This is a genomic window from Pseudomonas sp. MPFS, assembly GCF_022537035.1.
GTDB classification, from domain to species: Bacteria; Pseudomonadota; Gammaproteobacteria; order Pseudomonadales; family Pseudomonadaceae; genus Aquipseudomonas; species Aquipseudomonas sessilinigenes.
Map to the genome: position 1 here is coordinate 350,756 of NZ_CP066123.1, position 21,736 is coordinate 372,491.

The 21,736-nt window shown below is 63.2% G+C and carries 19 protein-coding genes; 9 read left to right on the forward strand and 10 right to left on the reverse strand.

Going from position 1 to position 21,736, the window contains the following annotated elements:
* Positions 1-77: 77 nt before the first annotated feature.
* Positions 78-1,619 (forward strand): phosphoenolpyruvate carboxykinase, encoded by a 1,542-nt coding sequence (locus tag I9018_RS01495; protein WP_068580183.1) that lies wholly within the window; start codon positions 78-80, stop codon positions 1,617-1,619.
* Positions 1,620-1,752: 133 nt separating this feature from the next.
* Here I9018_RS01495 and I9018_RS01500 read toward each other — a convergent pair whose 3' ends face one another.
* On the reverse strand, positions 1,753-2,607 hold the full coding sequence (locus tag I9018_RS01500) for a DMT family transporter (RefSeq protein ID WP_176719718.1): 855 nt from the start codon (positions 2,605-2,607) through the stop codon (positions 1,753-1,755).
* A gap of 41 nt (positions 2,608-2,648) precedes the next feature.
* Positions 2,649-3,002, reverse strand: coding sequence for a DUF1493 family protein (locus I9018_RS01505; protein ID WP_241108572.1), 354 nt, complete (start codon positions 3,000-3,002; stop codon positions 2,649-2,651).
* Positions 3,003-3,211: 209 nt separating this feature from the next.
* Between I9018_RS01505 and I9018_RS01510 the strand changes: the two genes are divergently transcribed.
* The 5 genes from I9018_RS01510 to I9018_RS01530 all read left to right on the forward strand — a co-directional run bounded on the left by I9018_RS01510 (position 3,212) and on the right by I9018_RS01530 (position 9,472).
* Positions 3,212-4,384 carry a tetratricopeptide repeat protein gene (locus I9018_RS01510; protein WP_241108573.1) on the forward strand — a complete coding sequence of 391 codons (1,173 nt, stop codon included), beginning with the start codon at positions 3,212-3,214 and terminating at the stop codon, positions 4,382-4,384.
* A 64-nt stretch (positions 4,385-4,448) separates the two neighbouring features.
* The gene (locus I9018_RS01515) at positions 4,449-5,579 is read left to right on the forward strand and encodes a polysaccharide deacetylase family protein (protein WP_124345500.1); all 1,131 of its coding nucleotides are present in this window, start codon (positions 4,449-4,451) and stop codon (positions 5,577-5,579) included.
* Positions 5,580-5,716: 137 nt separating this feature from the next.
* On the forward strand, positions 5,717-7,651 hold the full coding sequence (locus I9018_RS01520; protein ID WP_241108574.1) for an ATP-dependent DNA helicase RecQ: 1,935 nt from the start codon (positions 5,717-5,719) through the stop codon (positions 7,649-7,651).
* 103 nt (positions 7,652-7,754) lie between these two features.
* Positions 7,755-8,981, forward strand: coding sequence for a 3-hydroxyacyl-CoA dehydrogenase (locus I9018_RS01525; RefSeq protein WP_241108575.1), 1,227 nt, complete (start codon positions 7,755-7,757; stop codon positions 8,979-8,981).
* Between the two features lie 56 nt (positions 8,982-9,037).
* Complete coding sequence (locus tag I9018_RS01530; RefSeq protein WP_241108576.1) at positions 9,038-9,472, forward strand: thioesterase family protein; 435 nt, start codon at positions 9,038-9,040, stop codon at positions 9,470-9,472.
* A 49-nt stretch (positions 9,473-9,521) separates the two neighbouring features.
* On the opposite strand, the gene I9018_RS01535 is transcribed toward I9018_RS01530, so the two are convergent.
* The 4 genes from I9018_RS01535 to I9018_RS01550 form a co-directional block, all read right to left on the reverse strand.
* On the reverse strand, positions 9,522-10,496 hold the full coding sequence (locus I9018_RS01535) for a transposase (RefSeq protein WP_241107265.1): 975 nt from the start codon (positions 10,494-10,496) through the stop codon (positions 9,522-9,524).
* Positions 10,497-10,875: 379 nt separating this feature from the next.
* Entirely contained in the window at positions 10,876-11,349 is a 474-nt protein-coding gene (locus I9018_RS01540; protein WP_124345504.1) for a YMGG-like glycine zipper-containing protein, read from the reverse strand.
* A gap of 204 nt (positions 11,350-11,553) precedes the next feature.
* Entirely contained in the window at positions 11,554-13,902 is a 2,349-nt protein-coding gene (locus tag I9018_RS01545; protein ID WP_068580200.1) for an FdhF/YdeP family oxidoreductase, read from the reverse strand.
* A gap of 267 nt (positions 13,903-14,169) precedes the next feature.
* The gene (locus tag I9018_RS01550; protein ID WP_241108577.1) at positions 14,170-15,057 is read right to left on the reverse strand and encodes a LysR family transcriptional regulator; all 888 of its coding nucleotides are present in this window, start codon (positions 15,055-15,057) and stop codon (positions 14,170-14,172) included.
* Between the two features lie 135 nt (positions 15,058-15,192).
* Here I9018_RS01550 and lysM point away from each other — a divergent pair, with 135 nt between their 5' ends.
* Positions 15,193-15,633 carry a peptidoglycan-binding protein LysM gene (lysM, locus tag I9018_RS01555; protein WP_068580204.1) on the forward strand — a complete coding sequence of 147 codons (441 nt, stop codon included), beginning with the start codon at positions 15,193-15,195 and terminating at the stop codon, positions 15,631-15,633.
* A 52-nt stretch (positions 15,634-15,685) separates the two neighbouring features.
* On the opposite strand, the gene yrfG is transcribed toward lysM, so the two are convergent.
* Positions 15,686-16,354, reverse strand: coding sequence for a GMP/IMP nucleotidase (gene yrfG / locus I9018_RS01560; RefSeq protein ID WP_068580205.1), 669 nt, complete (start codon positions 16,352-16,354; stop codon positions 15,686-15,688).
* 152 nt (positions 16,355-16,506) lie between these two features.
* Between yrfG and nudE the strand changes: the two genes are divergently transcribed.
* Both nudE and cysQ read left to right on the forward strand, forming a co-directional pair.
* Positions 16,507-17,073 carry an ADP compounds hydrolase NudE gene (nudE, locus tag I9018_RS01565; RefSeq protein WP_124345505.1) on the forward strand — a complete coding sequence of 189 codons (567 nt, stop codon included), beginning with the start codon at positions 16,507-16,509 and terminating at the stop codon, positions 17,071-17,073.
* A gap of 8 nt (positions 17,074-17,081) precedes the next feature.
* Positions 17,082-17,909, forward strand: a complete 828-nt coding sequence (gene cysQ, locus I9018_RS01570) for a 3'(2'),5'-bisphosphate nucleotidase CysQ (RefSeq protein WP_241110100.1) — start codon at positions 17,082-17,084, stop codon at positions 17,907-17,909.
* Between the two features lie 36 nt (positions 17,910-17,945).
* Here cysQ and I9018_RS01575 read toward each other — a convergent pair whose 3' ends face one another.
* The 3 genes from I9018_RS01575 to I9018_RS01585 form a co-directional block, all read right to left on the reverse strand.
* Positions 17,946-18,401 (reverse strand): YiiD C-terminal domain-containing protein, encoded by a 456-nt coding sequence (locus tag I9018_RS01575; protein WP_241108578.1) that lies wholly within the window; start codon positions 18,399-18,401, stop codon positions 17,946-17,948.
* 40 nt (positions 18,402-18,441) lie between these two features.
* Positions 18,442-19,848, reverse strand: a complete 1,407-nt coding sequence (locus tag I9018_RS01580) for a sigma-54 dependent transcriptional regulator (RefSeq protein WP_241108579.1) — start codon at positions 19,846-19,848, stop codon at positions 18,442-18,444.
* 79 nt (positions 19,849-19,927) lie between these two features.
* On the reverse strand, positions 19,928-21,736 hold the full coding sequence (locus I9018_RS01585; protein ID WP_124345508.1) for an ATP-binding protein: 1,809 nt from the start codon (positions 21,734-21,736) through the stop codon (positions 19,928-19,930).

The following is a 21,736-nucleotide window of genomic DNA, read 5'->3' on the forward strand; positions in this document are numbered from 1 at the left end:
TTTTTTCGCGGTAGTAGTGCGCGAGTTTCTACTACAAAACGTTTGGAGCACTCGGCCATTGGCCGACGGGGAACCTCATGACGCAAGCCAAAAACACCGTGTACGCCGACCTGAGCGTCGATGAGCTGGTAAAAGAAGCGCTGTCCCGCGGTGAAGGCGAGCTGGCCGATACCGGCGCGCTGGTGGTCAAGACTGGTCATCGCACCGGCCGTTCGCCAGCTGACCGTTTCATCGTCGAAGAACCTTCCACCCAGGACCAGATTGGCTGGGGCCCGATCAACCGCAAGTTCCCGGCCGACAAGTTCGATGCCCTGTGGGCTCGCGTCGAGGCGTTCAACAACGCTCAGGAACACTTCGTTTCCCACGTTCACGTAGGGGCTGCCGCCGAGCACTACCTGCCGGTGAAAATGACCACCCAGACTGCATGGCAGAACCTGTTCGGTCGTTGCCTGTTCATCAACCCGGCCCAGTACAACCCGGCCGATCGCGGTGAGTGGCAGATCCTCAACGTTGCTAACTTCGAGTGCGTGCCAGAGCGTGACGGCACCAACTCCGATGGCTGCGTCATCCTCAACTTCGCCCAGAAGAAGGTGCTGATCGCCGGCATGCGCTACGCCGGTGAAATGAAGAAGGCCATGTTCTCGGTGCAGAACTTCCTGCTGCCGGCTGCCGACGTGCTGCCGATGCACTGCGCTGCCAACATTGGCGAAGACGGCGACGTGACCCTGTTCTTCGGCCTGTCCGGTACTGGCAAGACCACCCTGTCGGCCGACGAAAGCCGTTACCTGATCGGTGACGACGAGCACGGCTGGGGCGAGGGTGTTGTCTTCAACATCGAAGGCGGCTGCTACGCCAAGTGCATCGACCTGTCCGAGAAGAACGAGCCGGTGATCTGGAAAGCCATCAAGCATGGTGCAGTGCTGGAAAACGTCGTCCTGGACGCCAACAAGCATGCCGACTACGCCGATGGCAGCCTGACCCAGAACAGCCGTGCCGCCTACCCGCTGGAGCACGTCGAGAAGGTCTCCGAGAACAACCTGGGCGGCGAGCCGAACGCGGTCATCTTCCTGACCTGCGACCTGACCGGCGTACTGCCTCCAGTGTCGATCCTGAACAACGAGCAGGCGGCCTACCACTTCCTGTCCGGCTACACCGCGCTGGTCGGCTCCACCGAAATGGGCTCTGGCGGCGGCATCAAGTCGACCTTCTCCACCTGCTTCGGCGCACCGTTCTTCCCGCGTCCGGCCGGCGTTTATGCCGAGCTGCTGATCAAGCGCATCAAGTCGTTCGGTTCCAAGGTCTACCTGGTCAACACTGGCTGGACCGGCGGTGGCTACGGCGTTGGCAAGCGCTTCAGCATCCCGACCACCCGTGGCGTGATCGCCGCGATCCAGAGCGGCGCGCTGGTCGGTGCCGAGACCGAGCACCTGGACATCATCAACCTGGACGTGCCGAAGGCCGTTCCGGGCGTCGAGACCGAGCTGCTCAACCCACGCAACACCTGGGCTGACAAGGCTGCCTACGACGAAGCTGCCAAGGGCCTGGCTGGCCTGTTCATCGAGAACTTCAAGAAGTTCGAAGTGAGCGACGCCATCAAGGCTGCCGGTCCGAAGCTGTAAGCCTCGACCTGCCATGAAAAAGCCGCCCTTCGGGGCGGCTTTTTTGTGGCTGGCGAACTGTCCTGTCGTGGCCTGTGGCAACAGCCATTCCTGGATTTAACCTGATGGAAACCTCGATTCCACCGCCACCGGCTCAGCCCTTCAGATGCAGAGCCAGTGCACCCAGAAGTACCAGTGCCACGCCCATCACCTGCACCCTCGACAGGCGTTCCTTGAAGAACAGGTAGCTGAGCACCGCAGCGATACCGCCGGACAAGGTGCTGATCACAGTTACTACCGATACCGAGCCGTGCATGGCGCCCCAGGAGAAGGCGAAGAATGCGCCGAGGTTCATCAGGCTGGAGCTGGCCAGGGTGCCGCAGCTCTTCAGGGGTGGCAGCTTCAAGCCGTCCTGGACCTTGAGCATCATCAGCAGCGATACGCTCGATCCCACCACGTAACCCAACCAGAGCATGCTGACCGGGCCCAGTTGCGGCAGGGTGTAGCGGCCTTGCAGCCAGAAACTGGTGCCGTACAGGCAGGCCGACAGCAGGGCATAGACGATCGAGCGGCTGGCATCCGTGCTATGGGGCAGCTTGGGGTCAGAATGAATGCTGGAGAGAATCACCCCCACCACGCAGACCAGGATGCACAGCAGTTGGACCAGGCTGATATGTTCGCCGCTGGCCCAGGACAGCAGGGTCGTCACCACGCCATAGGAGGTGACCAGCGGGGCGATGATGGCAGCCTTGCCCAGGGCGAAAGCCTTGCCCAGGGCCAGGGCGCCGGAGAGGGTGAAGCAGGCGGCTAGCACCCCCATCAGCCAGACATCCAGCGGTGCGGCCAACGCCTTGAACAGAAAGGCAGGGAAGACCGCCAGCAGCAGGCTCATCAGGACGACGCCCAGCGTCTGGCTGAAGAACACTGCGCGCTTGGCGCCTACGGCGCGGACATTCAAGCCCACGAGAAAATCGGTACCACCCCAGAGCACGGCGGCAAGCAGTCCCATCAGTACATCCACGGTTTCTTCCTTGTTTATTGTTGTAGGTTTTAGAGGTTTTCCAGCTCCTGGGTATCCCAGCGGCGGAGCCTGATCGCCTGGTAGAGCATGCCGATGGTCAGTGGCAGCTTGGTGCCACGGCCTTTTGCACGGCGCTTGAGCGACGGGTCGAAGCCTTCGGGCTGGAAGTAGCGGTAGCTGTCGAAGTCGGCAAGATCCAGCTCGAACCATTCCTCTAGGGCCTGCAGCAAGTGCCGGGCATCGCTACCGTCGCAACCCAGGTCGAGGTTGATGGCGGTCTCAAGACGCAGGGTCTTGCGCTCGGGCAGGCCGATTTCCTCATGCAGCAATTGCATCAGCTGGCGCATGCTCGCGTCATCGGGAAATCCGGGGGCCAGGTACATGCTGGTGATTCGCCTGCGGCTCTTGGGGAGGAGGAGTGTACGGTGATTCGGTGGTTGTTTTTCAAGTCCCGAATGCAGTGCGACCTGGCCGTGGATGACGGTCGCGCATGGCATTGCTGAGCTTGGGGCCAAGCATTGGCGGATAAAACTGTGTATGGTTCGCCGCGGGCCGAAGGGCTGGGACAATCTTCGTTTACAGGGATTTGGTTATGGCTTTTTTTCGCCTGCTGGCGATGGTGTGGCTGGGGTTGGCGATGAGCCCTGTGCAGGCTCAGGCGTTGTCGATCCAGGTAGTGGATGCCGTGGGCAAGGGCGCGGTGCTGGCTGATGCCCAGGTGCAGTTGCAGCAGGGGACGAGTCGCGTCACGGGTCATACCGATGCCCAGGGGCGAGTGAGCCTGGCCACTGAGGTCGCCGACAGTGCGGCCAGTGAATTGCTGGTCCGCAAGCCGGGTTACGCCGACCTGCGTAGCCAATGCCCCTGCCAGGGACAGCTCTATGCCTTGAGCCCGATCCTGCCAAACCCCGAGAGCCTGCGCATGGTGTTGAGCTGGAGTGCGCCGGGGCAGGACCTGGATGCACACCTGAGCTATCCCCACAAATTGTTGTACTTCGCCACTGGCAAGGGACCAGGTGCCCGCCTGGAGGCAGACAGCGCCGATAGCCAAGCCCCGGAAACCATTACCATCGATGAGCGAGTGCCTGGCGACGCCTATGTCTTTGCCGTCCACGACTTCACGAATGGCAACAACCCGGAGTCGTTGCACCTGGGGCGCAGCCAGGCGCGGGTCGATGTCTATAAAGGCTCGTCGCTGATTCGCAGCTACCGGGTGCCGAAGAATCGCCAGGGCAATTTGTGGGTGGTGTTTCGCCTGACCGCCGATGGCCGATTGCAGGACATCGATCGAGTATTGCAAGGCAATCATGAGCCGGAGTCGGCCATGAGCGATCTCGATCCATTGCTGGAAAACACCAAGTCCATCGACGAGGTCGCGGGCAAGGATCTGGGGCCGGTGGATGCCAAGAGCCTCAACCAGAAGGGCGAGGAGTACTACCGCAGGGGGGACTTCGGTGGAGCGAGCATTTTCTACAGCGACGCCATCGCGCTGGACCCTGGTTATGCCCAGGTCTACAGCAATCTTGCGCTGACCTATCGCAAGAACAGGCGTGCGGACGAGGCCGTGGTTGCCGATCGCCAGGCCATTGCCCTGGCCAGTGGTGCTTCGGCACCGACCATACGTGCCAGTGCCTATTACGACATGGGGCGTATCTACGAGGACGCCGGGCAATTCGCTACGGCCCTGGAGCATTACCGCAAGGCCCGTGAGCAAAAGGCCAATCCGGTGTATGACAAGGCGATAGAGCGGTTGCAGGGCCGTTGAGCCGGCCGCAGTAGTTTTCCACAACGCGCCGGCAGCGGCGCGTTGTGCATTTATGGAGGTTGGTATGCGGATTCGTGTTTTCCCCTGGTTGCTGGCGCTGTGCTTGTCCAGCAGTGTGGTTCAGGCGGCCGGGCCGCTAGTCTTCGCGACCATCGACCGCAGTGGTTGGCCGAATCCTTTGGACAGCGCGGCTGATTTCGATACAGCGTCACGGGGCGAGATCCTGATGTTCGGCAAGGCTTTGCTGGCCAGCGAGGCCCTGGACGAGAAGGCCTTGAAACAGCGCCTCGGCGTGCGCCAGCTGGATCTCAAGTCACTCAACACCGTGCGCGAGCAGTTCTGGGCGCGGCTCCTGGAGAATTACCAACGGGCCAGCCAGGATTGCGATGCCGCCCCCTTTTGCCAGCCAGTACGTAACCTTGGGGAGTTGCGCCAGCTGATAGCCGGCTTCACCGGTGCCAGCAAAGCCACCTACGGTGCCTGGGCCGAGGCCAGCAAGCGCTTCCACCTGCAATACCTGGATGAACAATTGCGCCTGGCCGCGCTGTTCCCCACGGTCAGCAGCGAGATCCTGCGGATGGACCCAGCGGAAAAGCTGGGCGACGAGCTGGCGGATCGACAGTTCCTGCTGACGTTCGATGACGGCCCGAGCCTGAAGGGTGGCTACACCGAGGCGTTGGCCGAGCTGTTGCGTGCCCATGAGGTGCATGGCCTGTTCTTTGTCCTGGGAGAGTCGCTGCAGTCGCGCCTGAATCGTTCTTCGCCGGGACAATTGCGCGAGACCTATGATGGCCAGTGCGTAGGGATACATGGGTGGGAGCACAAGTCCCATTCCTCCTGGGGCGCCTGGCAAAAGTCCGTGCTCGACAGCGCCAACCTGGCCAGTCGTACCCTGGAGGGCGATTACCTACCGCTGTTTCGACCGCCCTACGGACAGCGTCGCAGTGACAGTGCCGGATTCTTCAAGGCCAATGGCCTGCAACTGATGCTGTGGAACATCGACTCCCAGGACTGGAGCAAGAAGCTCGACGCCGAGGCAACGACCCAGCGGGTGCAAACGCTGATGCTGTTGTGGCGGCGCGGGATCGTCCTGTTCCATGACGTCCACCCCAAGGCGGCCCAGGCCGTGCCGACGTTGATCCGGGATAACCAGCACAACGGCGTGCAATGGCTCGATTGCCGAACCCTGCGCTAGGCCCGCGTGCCTTCAGCCACGCGCCGGCCCCGTTGTCCGGTAGCATCCGGTAGCCCTTTTCCCAAGGCCTTTTCTCGACCCGCTGTCCCGTCCCGCTAGTCTTCAGGGAACGGTCAGCGGTCAAAGGAGTGACCCTCATGCACAGTACCCTTGAACAGGTCTTCGGTTATCCACAGTTTCGCCCGGGCCAGGAGGCCACGGTCAGCGCGGTCCTGGCTGGGCGCTCGGCGGCGGCGATCTTCCCCACCGGCTCCGGCAAGTCCCTGTGCTACCAACTGCCCGCACTGCTGTTGCCGCACCTGACCCTGGTGGTATCGCCGCTGTTGGCGCTGATGCAGGACCAACTGGCGTTTCTCCAGGGGCATGGCATCGCCGCTGCGAGCATCGATTCGGCCCAGGGGCGGGAGGAGGCCAACGAAGTGATGGCCCGGGCCCGTTCCGGGGAGCTGAAGATCCTGATGATCTCGGTCGAGCGCCTGAAGAACGAACGTTTCCGCAACTTTTTGCAGCAGGTGCCCATCTCCCTGCTGGTGGTGGACGAAGCGCACTGCATTTCCGAATGGGGCCACAACTTTCGGCCGGACTACCTGAAACTGCCGGACTACCAGCGCCAGTTCAAGATTCCCCAGGCCCTGCTGTTGACGGCCACGGCGACCCCGAAGGTGATCGCCGACATGCAGGCGCGTTTCGCCATCGCTGCGGGCGATGTGGTCACTACCGGTTTCTACCGGCCCAACCTCAACCTGCTGGTGGAGCCGGTACGCGGTGCCGACAAGCGCAAGCGCCTGGTGCAGTGGCTGGGTGAACGGGCCGGGCAACCGAGCATCGTCTACGTGACCTTGCAGAAGACTGCCGAGCAGATCGCCGAGTACCTGGGCCAGCAGGGGATTGCCGCCCAGGCTTACCACGCCGGTTTGCCACACGAGGAGCGCGAGTCGATCCAGCGGCGCTTCATGGCAGGGAACAGCCAGTGCATCGTTGCCACCATTGCCTTCGGCATGGGTATCGACAAGAGCGATATTCGCAATGTGGTGCACTTCGACCTGCCCAAGTCCATCGAGAACTACAGCCAGGAAATCGGGCGTGCCGGGCGCGATGGCCAGCCCTCCGACTGCCTGGTGCTGGCCAACCGCGACAGCCTCAACGTCTTGGAGAACTTCGTCTACGGGGATACTCCCGAGTTGAGCGGAATCCGCTACGTGCTGGACGATTTGCAGGCCTGTGCACCGCAAGGGCAGTGGGAGTTCATGCTGGGACCACTGGCCGACCAGAGCAATATCCGCCAATTGCCACTCAAGACCTTGCTGGTGCAATTGGAGCTGCGTGGCCTGATTGCCCCGCGCTATGCCTATTTCGCCGAGTACCGCTTCAAGCTGTTGCTTGAGCCCTCGACCTTGCTGGAGCGTTTCGAAGGGGAGAGGCGTGATTTCGTCGATGCCATCATCCAGACCTCGAGCCGTGCCCGGACCTGGGCCACCGTGAATTTCGATGCGCTCTACCAGCAGCACCAGGCACCGCGCCAACGGGTGGTCAAGGCGCTGGACTATCTCCAGGAAAAAGGCTGGGTAGAAGTGGAAAGCAAGCAGATGACCGAGGTCTACAGCCTGTTGCAGGACAATTTCGATCCGGCTGCCCTGGGCACTGAGTTGCATGCCTATTTCGCGCGCCATGAGGGCAGCGAGATTGCCCGGATCCACGGGATGCTCGAGTTGTTCGCCAGTGAGCAGTGCCTGGGGTATCGCCTGGCGCAGTACTTTGGCGACCAGCAGGCGCCGCAACAATGTGGGCATTGTTCGGTTTGCCAGGGACGAGTCGCGTGCTTGCCGACACCGCCGGCCTTGCCCGCACTTGTGGATAAGAATTTTGCCGAGCTGTGCGGCAATTTTATCCACAGGCACCAGCAGCACACGGGCCAGGTGCCTGGAGCGGAACGGCTGGCACGTTTTCTGTGCGGCCTGAGCGTGCCGTTGTTCACCAAGCTCAAGGCACGGAGCATTTCCGGCTTCGCGACCTTGGAGGATTACCCCTACAGCGCAGTGCGAGAGTGGTGCGTCACTCAGCTGCCTGAGTGAAATCCATCTGCTGAATGCTGTGCATCACAGGAATAAATTTCAAAAATGATGCTCGCCTGACTATGGTGGTGACTGTCCTTGGAACACCCACGGGAGAGTCCATATGAGCCAGGCAGCATTCGATATCCGGCAGGCCGCAGTGATCGGCGCCGGTACCATGGGACGCGGCATCGTCATGTGCCTGGCCAGCGCCGGCCTGCCGGTCCTGTGGCTGGACAACAATCCACAGATGCTCCAGCAAGCCCTGGCGGCAGTGGCCGATACCTATGCCCATAACGTTCGCCAAGGGCGTATCGAGCAGGCTGAAGCCGATGCACGCCTGGCGCGGATCGGCGTCGCCCAAGGTTATCCACAGCTGGCTGACGTGGACCTGGTGATCGAGGCGGTGTACGAGAACCTGGAGCTCAAGCAGCAGATCTTTCGTCAGCTGGATGCTGCACTCAAGCCGGGAGCGATCCTCGCCAGTAATACCTCGGCACTGGATATCGACGCCATTGCCGCAGTTACCCGACGGGCGCCCCAGGTCCTGGGCCTGCACTTCTTCAGCCCGGCACACATCATGAAACTGCTCGAGGTGGTGCGGGCCGCCAAGACCTCGCCTGAGGTGCTGGACGCTGCCTTGGCCCTGGGCCAGCGCATGGGCAAGGTCAGTGTGGTGGCGGGTAACTGCTTCGGCTTCATTGGCAACCGCATGCTCAATACCTATGTGCTCGAGGCCCGCAAGATGCTCCTGGAAGGCGCGTTTCCCTATCAGGTGGATGCTGCCTTGCAGGCGTTTGGCTTTGCCATGGGACCGTTTCGCATGTACGACGTGGTGGGCATCGACCTGGGCTGGCGTGCCCGGCAACTGAGCGGCGTCGGCCAGGATGCGCCAGAGATCCAGGTCGACAACCGCTTGTGTGAGCTGGGGCGGTTTGGCCAGAAAAGCGGTGACGGCTATTACCACTATGAGCCAGGCAGCCGCCAGGCCGAGCACGATCTGGAGGTCGATGCCCTGGTACTGCAGGTCAGTGAGGGGCTGGGCTACCGGAGGCGCGATATTGGTCCCGAGGAGATCCTGGAGCGCTGCCTGCTGGCCCTGGTCAACGAAGGGGCGAAGATCCTCCAGGAAGGCATTGCTCGCTCGGCCGGTGATATCGACCTGGTCTACCTCAATGGCTACGGCTTTCCCAGGGAGCAGGGCGGGCCGATGAGCTGGGCCGATACCCAGGGGCTGGCAGAGGTCCGGCGGCGGCTGACGATCCTGCAAGCTGAATTGGGTGAGCATTGGCGGCCGGCGAAGTTGATCGAGGCACTGGCGGTCGCTGGAAAAGGGTTTGCCCAGGCTTAGTCGCCTGGGGTGAAATGCCGGGCGATCAATCGCTCAATCCAAGGGAGACCGCCCTGATGTCCGAGTCCATGCCGCAACGCGGCGACTACCGCCATTTCCAGCCGATCATCACGCGTTGGCATGACAATGACGTCTATGGCCATGTGAACAACGTCACCTACTACAGCTTTTTCGACACGGCGGTGAATACCTACCTGATCGAGCAGGGCGGCCTGGATATCCATGACGGTGAGGTGGTGGGGTTCGTGGTCAGCTCGGCTTGCGACTACTTTGCCTCCATCGCATTTCCTGAGCGTATCGAGGTGGGACTGCGGGTCGGCAAGTTGGGCAACAGCTCGGTGCAATACGAGTTGGCGGTGTTCAAGTCGGGACAGCAGGAGCCTTGCGCGGCGGGGCGCGTCGTCCATGTGTTCGTGAACCGGGCATCGAACCAGCCGGTGCCGATTCCAGTGGTCCTGCGCGCAGCCCTGGAACAGCTGCTGGTGACCTGAGCTTCGAGACTTGATCGACCTGTGGACACTGTAGATACCGTCTTGCCCGTTACCGGGCAAGCGCCAATTTCGGGTCATAAGGATGACCCGACTTGAGCACGCCAAATACGATGTGCAGCATCTTGCGCATCACTGCACAGACGATCTGCTTGCCCGCTTTACCCTTGGCGCGCAGCCGCTCTTTCATCGCCATGAGGGGCTCACTCATGTTCATGGCGGTGATGCTGGGTAGGTACAACGCTCGGCGGATACGCCCCGAACCAGCCTTGCTGATCAGCGTGCGGCCCTTGAATTTGCCGGATTCGGCCAGCTGCGGATTCAACCCCGCAAACGAGACTACGGCCCGGGCGCTACGAAACTCCTTGAGATCGCCCAGTTCGGCCAGGATCACTGACGCGGTCTTCTCGCCGATACCGTCGATGCTCAACAGCAGATCCCGTTTGCCCCGCAAGTCGGGATCATCGTCGACATGCTGCTTGATCATCTGGCGGGTCTGGACGATGTCTTTTTCGATGTGGCTGATGTGCGACTGGATCGATTCCTGAACCACCGTATCCGCCACTTCCTGGCGATTACGTTCCATCTGCAGCATCTCCTGCAGGTCGTCCAGGCGTCGCAGCAGGACCCGTAGCCGGCGGATCGCCACAGGCTCCGGCGCCCAGGGCGTCAAGGGTGACTCGTGCTTGGCCTGGGCAAAGGCGGCCAGCAACTTGGCGTCCACCTTGTCGGTCTTGTAGTTGATTCCTTCGCTTTTCTTGAAGTAATGGACCCGGGCCGGGTTGACCACGATGACTTTGTAACCCTGGTGGTAGAGGTGCTCTGCCAGGGCTTCGTGATAAACGCTGGTGGCTTCCATGACGACCCTGGCGTCGGGCTGCGCATGCAACTTGAGCCACTGGTCGAGCTGGGCGAAGCCCTCGGCATTGTTGGGAATCTTGCCGCGTGTGCGGTACTTGCCGTTGGGCAGAGGCGTGGCGACATCGAATGTGTTCTTGGCGATATCGATCCCGATGACGTTAGACATATTCTCTTCCTCGTATGCGCGGGTTGAGGATCATCCATCACTCGGTCTCAGCCTTGTTGATGCGAGCTACCGTGCGATGCAGGGCTCAGGATACCGTTCGGACTTAGCGAGTGAGGTTGAAGAGGAGGAGCTCAATCTACAGTGCAGGCTCAAGGCCTTAGCCGCTGCCCGGCTTCATTCCTCTTCCTCGATGATCAGTCGAGAACTATCGCGTGTGTAAACGCGATAGTCGAGATACAAGCCGCTGCCGCAGGTTGCGATCGGCGCCAGTAGGTGAGGCCTGACCTCGATCCTTGGGGCCAGTACCGCAGCCTCTGGTCTGGCGAGGCCCTTGGCCTCGCGTCCAGTGTGCGGTAGCGGCTACAGGGGGCCGGGTCGATCAGTCGTCGTAGTGACGATGCTTGCGATGGCCGTAGGCGTGACCACGGCCACGGTGGCCGTCGCGGTAGTAGCGGCGGTCGCGATCGCGGCGATAGTCGCGGTCTTCCCGGGCGCTTTCGTTGCCCATGTAGTTACCCAGTGCGCCGCCGGCACCACCGCCTGCCGCTGCACCGATCAGGCTGCCGGTGCTGCCGCCCATGCTGCGGCCCACGACGTTGCCGCCAGCCGCGCCCAAGGCGCCGCCGATGGCCGCCTGGCCACGACTGCGCTTGTCGGCGCCGACTGCACTGCCGCCTGCGCCGCCGATGGCTGCGCCAATGGCCGAACCGGTATTGCCGCCCAGTTGCTGGCCGACCACCGAACCTAGAACCCCGCCCAATGCGCCGCCCACACCTGCTTCAGTGGTGCCACCGGCAGAGGCGACGCCGCTGACCAGGCCAAGGGACAACAAGAGAATCGAGGAGAACTTCATACATGAGCCTCAAAGGGATGACGGCGCGATCCTGAGGCTGTACCACGGCGCTTACAAACGAAATCCGACGAATAGCACGAGTTGTACACAATATCGTAACTTATTGTTTTTGATGGGGAACTTAAACGACTTTCAACGGTCTACAGTTACTTGAAGACGGCCGCCCTGCATGCAGGAGCGGCCTTTTTTGTGCCCGCGATTCCGTCAAGCCGAGCGTGCCATGATCAGGCCGTTGTCGCTGGCAGCCTCCAGGCGGATGGCGATGAACTTGGAGGTCGGGGTATGGCTGCCGTCACCGGTGCTTTCCAGCGGCACCAACGGGTTGACCTCAGGGTAGTAGGCCGCGGCCTGGCCGGCCGGGATGTCGAAAGCCAACAGGGTGAAGCCCTTGACCCGGCGTTCGCGGCCATCGTTCCACAGCGACACGATATCGGCCTTCTGCCCTGGCTTGAACCCCAGGCGGATGATGTCCGCTTCGTTGACGAACAGCACATCACGTTGGCCCTTCACCCCGCGGTAGCGGTCATCGAGGCCGTAGATGGTGGTGTTGTACTGATCGTGGGAGCGCATCGACTGCAGGATCAGGTCCGGCTGCTTGCCGCTGGCCCGGGTGCGTTCATCGATCAGGTCCTTGGGCAGCAGGTTGGCGCGGAAGTTGGCGCGCCCCGAGGAGGTGTTCCACTGGCGAGCACCGGCGGCGTTGCCCAGGTAGAAGCCGCCTGGGTGCTTGAGGCGCTCGTTGAACTCCTTGAAGCCTGGGATGGTGTCGGCGATCAGGTCGCGGATGCGCCCATAGTCGGCGGCCAGCCAGTTCCAGTCCACCGGGCGGTTGCCCAGGGTGGCCGCGGCGATGCCCGCCAGGATCCAGGGCTCGGAGCGCATGTGCGCCGACAGCGGCTGCAACTGGCCGTTGGAGGCGTGGACCATGCTGAAGGAGTCTTCCACGGTGACCGCTTGTGGGCCGCCAGCCTGCAGGTCGATGTCGGTGCGTCCCAGGCACGGCAGGATCAGTGCATCCTTGCCGTGGGCCAGGTGGCTGCGATTGAGCTTGGTGCTGATCTGCACGGTGAGGTCGCAGTTGCGCAGGGCCTGGAACGTCCGCTCGCTGTCCGGAGTGGCCTGGGCGAAGTTGCCCCCAAGGCCGATGAATACCTTGGAACGGCCTTCGAGCATGGCGTGGATCGCCTCGACCACGTTATGGCCGTTGTCCCTGGGCACCTTGAACTGGAAGCGCCGCTCCAGGGAGTCGAGGAAGGCCACCGGCGGCCGCTCGTTGATGCCCATGGTGCGGTCACCCTGGACGTTACTGTGGCCGCGGACCGGGCACAGGCCGGCGCCGGGCCTGCCGACGTTGCCGCGCAGCAGCATCAGGTTGGCGATTTCCTGGATGGTCGCCACCGAATGGCGATGCTGGGTAATGCCCATGGCCCAGCACATGATGACGTTCTTGCCCTTGGCGTACATACGCGCCGCCTGCTCGATCTCCACCAGGGTCAGGCCCGACTGCTCGACGATCTGCTCCCATGGGGTGTCGTCGATGGTGCCCAGGTATTCCAGCACCTGGGCGGTGTGGGTGTTGAGGAAGTCGTGGTCGAACACGGCCGCGGTCCCGGCCTTCTGCGCGTCGCGTTCCCATTGCAGGAGGAACTTGGCCATGCCGCGCAGCAACGCCATGTCACCACCCAGGGCCGGGCGGAAATACGCGGTATTGGTCGGGCGATTGCCGTTGGTGAGCATCTCCAGGGGATTCTGCGGGTGCTGGAAGCGTTCCAGGCCGCGCTCCTTCAACGGATTGACGCACACCACCTGGGCACCGCGCTTCACCGCCTCGCGCAGGGGTTCGAGCATCCGCGGATGGTTGGTGCCGGGGTTCTGGCCCCAGACGAAGATCGCGTCGGAGTGTTCGAAATCGTCGAAGGTTACCGTGCCCTTGCCCACCCCGACGCTCTGCGCCAGGGCCACGCCACTGGCTTCGTGGCACATGTTCGAACAGTCGGGGAAGTTGTTGGTGCCGTAGGCCCGCACGAACAACTGGTAGAGATAGGCCGCCTCGTTACTGGCCCGGCCCGAGGTGTAGAACTCGGCCATGTCCGGGCTCGGCAGGTTCAGCAGGTGGCGGGCGATCAGGCTGAAGGCGTCTTCCCAGCTGATGGGGCGGTAGCGATCGGTCTCGGCGTCATAGCTCATCGGCTCGGTCAGCCGGCCCTGGTACTCGAGCCAGTAGTCGCTCTGTTCCAGCAGGGCACTGACGCTGTGCTTGGCGAAGAAGGCGCCGTCCACCCGGCGCTTGGTGGCTTCCCAGTTCACCGCCTTGGCGCCGTTCTCGCAGAACTTGACCATGCCGCTTTCCGGCGAGTCGCCCCAGGCGCAGCCCGGGCAGTCGAAGCCGCCGTTCTGGTTGGTCTTGAGCATCATGCGGATGTTCTTCAGGGCGTTGTCGCTGGTCAGCCAGGCCTGGGCCACGCTGATCAGGGCACCCCAACCACCGGCCGGCCCCTTGTAGGGCTTGTAGCGGGCTACGGGTTTCTGGTCGGCTTGGTTATGTGTACTCACGGGCGACTCTCCATCGCGGGGTTGTCGGGCCGCAGTGCGCTTCGATGCGGCAGGTGGACAAGGTAGTGGCTGTGATGACGCGACCCTCACCGGGCCTGGCGGAAGCTCGAGAAGCGAGCACGGGGGCGGGCCTCGCAGGAGCTGGCGCTGCGCAGGGCGGGCGTTTGGCGGTCATCGGGGGATCAGCGGCGTACTGGGAGGCAAGCCTAAGCGCGGCATTGTGTCGCGTCTAATTGCTAGTACTGATCCTTTGATAGATGGCGTCGATCAAGCGCCATCGAGCAGTTTCTGGTAGAGGGCGAAGCAGGCTTCGGCCAGGGCCGAGCGCGGTGCGCTGCGACGCATGATCAGGCCCAGGCGAGCCAGGGTCTGGGCGTCTTCTATGGGTTGCAGGCGCAGATGCTCGGTCATGGCCTCCAGGCCGCTGTCCAGGGGCATCACCGCGCAGCACAGGCCGCCATGGACCATCTGCACCAACTGATGGACGGCATCGGTCTGCAGGACGGGGCGTGGGTGCAGTCCGCGGATATGGAAGTTGTGATCGATGGACTGGCGAAAATGCATGCCGCTGGTCAGCAGGCCCAGGGGCAGTTCGGTCAGCGCTTCCCAGCTCAGCGGTTGCTCGCCGAAGCTGAAGTGCCGTTGGTCGTACAGCAGTCCCATATGCGTCTGGGCCAGGGTCAGGGAGTCGAAGTGCTCGCCGTCCAGGCGTTCCAAGTAGGACACCCCGAGGTCCAGGCAATTACTCGCCAACTGCTCGAGGATCTGTTCCGAACTCAGGGACGAGAGTTCGAAGCGCAGGTGTGGGTGTTCGGCGTGCAGGCGCTGCATCAGTGGCTGCGGGTCGAAGCTCGACAGTGGGACCACTCCCAAGCGCAGGGTGCCCACCAGGTTGCCACGGCAGGCAGCGGCTTCGGCCAGCAAACCGTCACAGGCGGTGAGTACGGTACGGGCCCAGGCCAGGACCCGCTCGCCGGGCGCGGTGAAACCTTCGAAGCGCTGGCCACGGTTGACCAGCGGCAGCTCAAGCTCCTCCTCGAGGTTGCGCAGGCGCATCGACAGGGTCGGCTGGGTGATGTGGCAACGGGCGGCGGCTTGGCCGAAGTGGCGGGTTTCGTCCAGGGCGATGAGGAATTTCAGCTGCTTGATGTCCATCTTCGCTCCGGCGCGACAAAAGGCCGGGATTCTACCGTGCCGGCGTGGCCTTGGTCAGTGGTCGGCCGGGAACCTCGATCGGCCGGGCTGGTCTAGTCTTTCGCATCTGGATCTATCAACCAAGGAGTGTGCGACATGAGCATTTTCAGCTTTGTGAAGGAAGCCGGTGAGAAACTGATCGACTTGCTGACCCCGGGTAACGCCAACGCCAGCGAGCAGCTCAAGGAACACATCGCCAAGGTCGGCCTGGGCAACCCCAACGTCCAGGCGACGGTGGAAGGCGACAAGGTCATCGTCAAGGGTGAAGTGGCGAGCCAGGAAGAGAAGGAAAAGATCCTTCTGGCCCTGGGCAACATCGCCGGTGTCGGCAGTGTCGAGGACCAGGTCACCGTCACTGGTCCAACCGTGGTGTCGGCCGTATTCGTCACCGTGAAGAAGGGCGATACCCTGAGCGCCATCGCCAAGGTCCAATACGGCGACGCCAACAAGTACAACAAGATCTTCGAGGCCAACAAGCCCCTGCTGTCCCATCCGGACAAGATCTATCCGGGGCAGGTCCTGCGCATCCCCGAGTGATCGGATAGCAGCTTTCTCAGCCAGGCCTGCCCCTTTCGGGGGGTAGGCCTGGCTAGTCCAGCAGGCCCTTGATCAGTTCCCGATAATCCCCCACTGCCGCGAACTCCGCGGTGTCCTTCGGCCCTTTGCGGCTGTCCGGCTGGCTCACCGCAAGCAGTTGCCCTACTCCGAAGTCCCGTGCGCTGCGCAGAATTGGCAAGGTGTCGTCGATGAACAGGCTGCGCTTGGGGTCGAAGTGGATATCGGCCTGCAAGGCGTCCCAGAACTGCAGGTTCTCCTTGGGGAACCCATAGTCGTGGGAACTGATCAGGCGCTCGAAGTACGGCGCCAACTCGATCCGCTCCAGTTTCAGCGAAAGCGAATCGCGGTGTGCGTTGGTGATCAGGATCACCCGCTTGCCGGCCTGCTTGAGCGCCGCGAGGAATGTATCGGCGTCCGGGCGCAGGGCGATCAGGTGGGCGGTCTCCAGCTTCAGTTCACGTACTGGCAACCTGAGTTCGGTGCTCCAGAAGTCCAGGCAATACCACTGCAACTGTCCGGCGTTACGCTCGAACAAGGGCTGCAGCTCCAGTTCGGCCATGGCCCGGCTGACCCCATGCAGCTCGGCATAGCGACGGGGCAGGTGCTCCAGCCAGAAATGGTTGTCGTAGTGCAGGTCCAGCAAGGTGCCGTCCATGTCCAGCAGGACGGTATCGATATCGCGCCAGGGCATCAGGGTCATTGACTACTTCTCCAACGGAAAACAATCGACCGGCAAGGGCGATCACATGCAGTAAACAATAGGTCCGGCAGCGGCCGCGCGCCGCTGCAATCTGCAACCCAGTCACTTTCAAACAGGCTGTATAGTAACCCGCTATCGCCAAGGAGCCCGCCATGCGTCAGAAACCCACCGTACTTGCCCGAGAGATTGTCGCTACCAGTCGCCTGTTTTGTGTCGAGCAGGTTCAACTGCGCTTCGCCAATGGTGCCGAGCGTACCTACGAGCGGCTGGTGGGGCGGGGCGCAGGCTATGGCGCGGTGATGGTCGTGGCCATGCTCGATAGCGAGCATGCCGTGCTGGTGGAAGAGTATTGCGGTGGTACCGATGCCTATGAATTGTCGCTGCCCAAGGGCCTGATCGAGCCCGGCGAAGACGTGCTGGCGGCGGCCGAGCGCGAGCTCAAGGAGGAGGCCGGGTTTGGCGCGCGGCAGCTGGAACACCTGACCGAGTTGTCGCTGTCCCCGGGCTACATGAGCCAGAAGATCCAGGTGGTGCTGGCCACCGATCTGTATGAAGAGCGCCTGGAGGGCGATGAGCCCGAGCCGATGCGGGTCGACAAGATCAACCTGCGGGAGCTGGCCGGGCTGGCGCAGAATCCGCAGTTCAGTGAAGGCCGTGCCCTGGCAGCGTTGTACCTGGCCCGCGATCTTTTGAGCCAGCGTGGAGTCTTTCAAGCATGAACGAGATGATGAACTTTCCCCATCCCCTGCTGGCGCCCGTGGTCGACCTGGCACTGCGTGCCGGTGACGCGATCCTGCCGTTCTGGCGCGCCGATGTAGCGGTCGAGCGCAAGGCCGATGAGTCGCCGGTGACGGCCGCCGACCTGGCCGCCCATCACTTGATCGTGGCGGGCCTGCAAGCCCTGGCCCCGGAGATCCCGGTACTTTCCGAAGAAGATGCCGACATTCCCCAGGCTACCCGTGCCGGTTGGCAACGTTGGTGGCTGGTGGACCCGCTGGATGGCACCAAGGAGTTCATCGCCGGGAGCGAGGAGTTCACCGTCAATATCGCTCTCATCGAACAGGGACGGGTGGTCTTTGGCGTGGTGGCGATGCCCACCAGCGGGCGCTGCTACCTTGGCGGCGCGGGGTTTGGTGCCTGGCGCCTCGATCGGGGCGAGGCGCCTCAGGCGATTGCGGTACGTGAGCAGCCGGGAGCGGGCGAAGCCTTTACCGTGGTGGCCAGCCGGCGTCATTCCAGCCCCGATCAAGAGCGCCTGCTGGCTGGCTTGGGTGCGGCCGTGGGCGAGTTGCAACTGGCCAATATCGGCAGCTCGCTGAAGTTCTGCCTGCTGGCCGAAGGGACGGCGGATTGCTATCCGCGCCTGGCGCCCACTTCGCAGTGGGATACCGCTGCCGCCCAGGGCGTGCTCGAAGGTGCCGGTGGCGAGGTGCTGGATCTGGCCGGTGCACCGTTTTGCTATCCGCCCCGGGAGTCGTTGCTCAATGGCTTCTTCCTCGCGCTGCCGGCCAAGGCGCCCTGGCGCGCCAAGCTACTGGAACTGTGCGGTAAATAGCCGATAGCCGCAGGTCCTGCCCTCGGTGAGCACGATTCAGCGGTGCAGCACGTACTGTCCGGCGAAGAGCACGGCATCGTCGCTGCTGCCGGCATTCACCACTCGGGTGTGCAGGGTCAGGCGGGCCCGTCCATAGCGCCGGTACATCGTGAGGAATTTCTTCCAGACCTTGTCCTCGGGGGCTGCGCAGATCGCCTGGGCATCCCCGGTGACCGGCAACGGGTAGCTGATCTGCCCCTCCTGGATGACGATGTGCCCATCTTCGATTCCTTCCTCCCGAAGCCGCAAGTGCAACCATCCCCAGCCGGCCAGTACGGCGCCGCAATAGAGACTGCCGCCGAACATGGTGCTCTTGTGGTTCACGTTGGCATCCAGGGGGAGTTGCAGGCGCAGTTGCTGCGCTTGCCAGTCGAGTACCTTCAGGCCCATGTCCCGAGTCAGGGGAATGTCGTGGTGGAGGATGGATTCCAGGTAGCGACTGTCGCGGTTCATGCACGGGCCTCAAGGGTCATTGGGGAGTGGGAGCGATGGCTTATTCGGACTCGTCGCTGGGATGGCTGGCACCGCTGTCGGCGAAGTTAAGGCCATGCTTGCGCAACTTGTCATGCAGGGTCTTGCGGGGAATGCCCAGGGCCTCGGCGAGGCTACGCATCGAGCCATGAGGTTGGGCCATCTCCGCGGCGATCAGGGATTTCTCGAAATGCTCCACCTGTTCGCTCAAGCCGCCACTGATCAGGGGCGGCGTAGCAGTCGGGGCATGGCCCGGGTCGCCATTGTCCAGGGCCAGCTCTAGGCCCAGGGCGAAGCGTTCGGCAACGTTCTGCAGTTCCCGTACGTTGCCCGGCCAGTCGTGGCGCAGCAACAGGGCTCGATGCCCGGGTTGCAGCTCCTGGGCGGGAAGGCCGTGGCGGGTGCTGGCTTCATCGGCAAAATGCTGGAACAGCATCAGCACGTCCTCGCCGCGCTCGCGCAACGGTGGAATTCGCAGCGGAGCCACGTTCAGGCGGTAATAGAGGTCGGCGCGAAAGCGCCCCTGGTCGGCCGCTTGGCGCAAGTCTTCCTTGGTGGCGGCAATGATGCGGATATCCAGCGGGATCAGCTGGTTGCCCCCCAGGCGCTCCACAACACGCTCCTGGAGCAGGCGCAGCAGCTTGACCTGGACATCCAGGCTCATGCTTTCGATTTCATCGAGGAACAGGGTGCCGCCATTGGCGAACTCGAACTTGCCGATGCGACGTTTCTGCGCCCCGGTGAACGCCCCTGGTTCGTGGCCGAACAGTTCGCTCTCCACTACCGATTCCGCCAGCGCCCCGGCGTTGATCGCCACGAACGGCCCGTTGCGGCGGCCCGACAGGTCGTGCAGGGCCCGCGCCACCACCTCCTTGCCGGCCCCGGTCTCGCCGAGGATCAGCACGTCGGCGCGAGTCGCAGCGAGGGCGCCGATCTGTTGGCGCAGGCGCAGCATGGACGCCGATTGACCCACCAGTCGTGCGCTCAGTTCCTGGCGGTCGCTCAGGGCCAGGCGCAGGCTGCGGTTGTCCAGGACCAACCGGCGCCAGGCCAGGGCGCGACGCACGCTGTCCAGCAGGGCGTCGCTGGCAAAGGGTTTCTCCAGGAAGTCGTAGGCCCCGGCGCGCATCGCCTGCACGGCCAGCGGTACGTCGCCATGGCCGGTGATCAGCAGCACCGGCAGCTCCGGGTCCTGGGCATGCAATTGGCTGAGCAGTTCCATGCCGTCGATGCCCGGCATGCGGATGTCACTGACCACCACCCCCGGCCAATCCCGTTCCAGGCGTTCGGCCAGGCCCTGGGCTTCTCCCAGGGACAGGACCTTGAGCCCGGCCAGGTCCAGGGTCTGGCTCAGGGCCTGGCGCAAGTGTGGGTCGTCATCGATCAACACCACTTGCAACTGGGGGTCGAGGCTGTCGGGACGGGTCATTGGTCACTTTCCAGGTCGTGTCGTGGCCGGCCCTGCAAGGTCGGCCCATGGCTTGTTCGCGTGTGGCGCGCGTCGCGTTTCATACCCCGCGGTCCTCGGATGGCTGTGGGCTGACTCCCGGAGCCCCGGCCCGCAAACGCAGGGTGATCAGGGCACCGCCTTCGCGATGGTTGGCGAACGCCAGCTCACCGCCGAAGGCTCGCATCAGGGTGTCGCAGATCGCCAGCCCCAGGCCCAGGCCCTGGGTTCGCGTCTTGGTGGTGTAGAACGGCTCTCCGGCGCGTCCCAGGGCTTCCATGCAGAAACCCGGGCCATTGTCGCGGATGTACAGGTTGACGCCCGTGGCGGTGGATTCGGCACTCAGCCACAGCTTGCGTGGCGGGCCTTTTTCGGTGAGGGCATCCAGGGCGTTGGCCAGCAAGTTGCCCAGGACTTGGCGCAAGCGGGTTTCCCCGGCCTCGACCCACAGGGTAGCGGCCGGCAGGTCGCGGATCAGCTCCACGTCCATGGCTCGACGGCGCTTGGCCAACAGGGCCAGGGCATCGTCCAGGGCCGGCTGCAGGGCGACGCTCTCCGGTGCGTGGTGATCGCGCCGGGCAAACGCCCGCAAGTGGGTGATGATCGAGGCCATGCGCCCGGTCAATTCGCTGATCAGCTTGAGGTTGCCCCGGGCGTCGTCGGTGCGTTGATGGTCCAGCAGCACCTCAGCGTTTTCAGCGTAGCTGCGGATCGCCGCCAGTGGCTGGTTGAGCTCGTGGCTGATACTGGCGGACATGGTGCCCAATGCCGAAAGCTTGCCAGCCTGGACCAGGTCGTCCTGGGCACGTACCAGTTCCTGCTGGGCGGTCTCGCGTTCCAGCACTTCCTGCTTCAGGCGTCGGTTGAGGTTCTCCAGGTCGCTGGTGCGCTCGGCCACGCGCATCTCCAGCTCCCGCCGGGCCTTGCCTTCGAAAGCGATCCGTTCCATGTAGTGCTGGCGGCGTTGCATCATCAGTCCGAGCAGCAGCATCAGCACCAATAGAGCTGCGGCGCCAATGGCCAGGACGGTGCGTACTGGGCGGTCGATCAGGGTGCGCGGGGCGAGGATGCTGACGCTCCAGCCGGTTTCCTCGATCTGCTGGGTCTGCACCAGCCAGGCCTTGGAATTGAGATCCAGAGGACGTGGAGTGCGGGTTGGATAGGGTTGGATGGCGACGATCGCCTGGCGTTCTTCCTCGTTTAGCGGGCGAGTCGCGCGAAAGCGCCATTCCGGGCGCGAGGTGAGAATCACCACACCGTTGTGATCGGTCACCAGAAGCTGTTCCGGTGTCTTGCCCCACAAGCGTTCGGTGTGGTCCAGGTCGACCTTGACCACGAGGACCCCGAGCATCCGCTCGCCTTCGCGTACCGCAGCGGCGAAGAAATAGCCGCGCTTGGCCGAGGTGGTCCCCAGGCCGAAGAAGCGCCCGAGGCGGCCGGCCATGGCCTCGCTGAAGTACGGGCGGAAGGCGAAGTTACGGCCCACGAAGCTGTCGTGCTTGTCCCAGTTGGAGGCCGCCAGGGTCTTGCCGCTGGTGTCCATCAGGTACATGACTTCGGCGCCGGTCTGGGCGCTGATGTTCTTGAGCAGGCGGTTGGCGTTGCCCTGGGTGACGCCATCGTCCGGGGCCCCTAGCAGCGCCCGCAGTGCTGGCAAGTCGCCAAGGATCTGCGGCAGTACTTCGTAGCGATGCAGGGTGCCCAGCAGGTTGGCTACGTAGAGGTCCAGGGTCTGGCTGTTCTGGCTGGTCAGCTCATTGCGGTAGTAACGTTCCGCCAGGTGCTCCAGTGGCCACAGCAGCGGTGCCAGGCACAGGGCCAGCAAGGCCAGGCTGCGCCAGCGGGGACGACGGGGGAGGGCTGTGGTCAT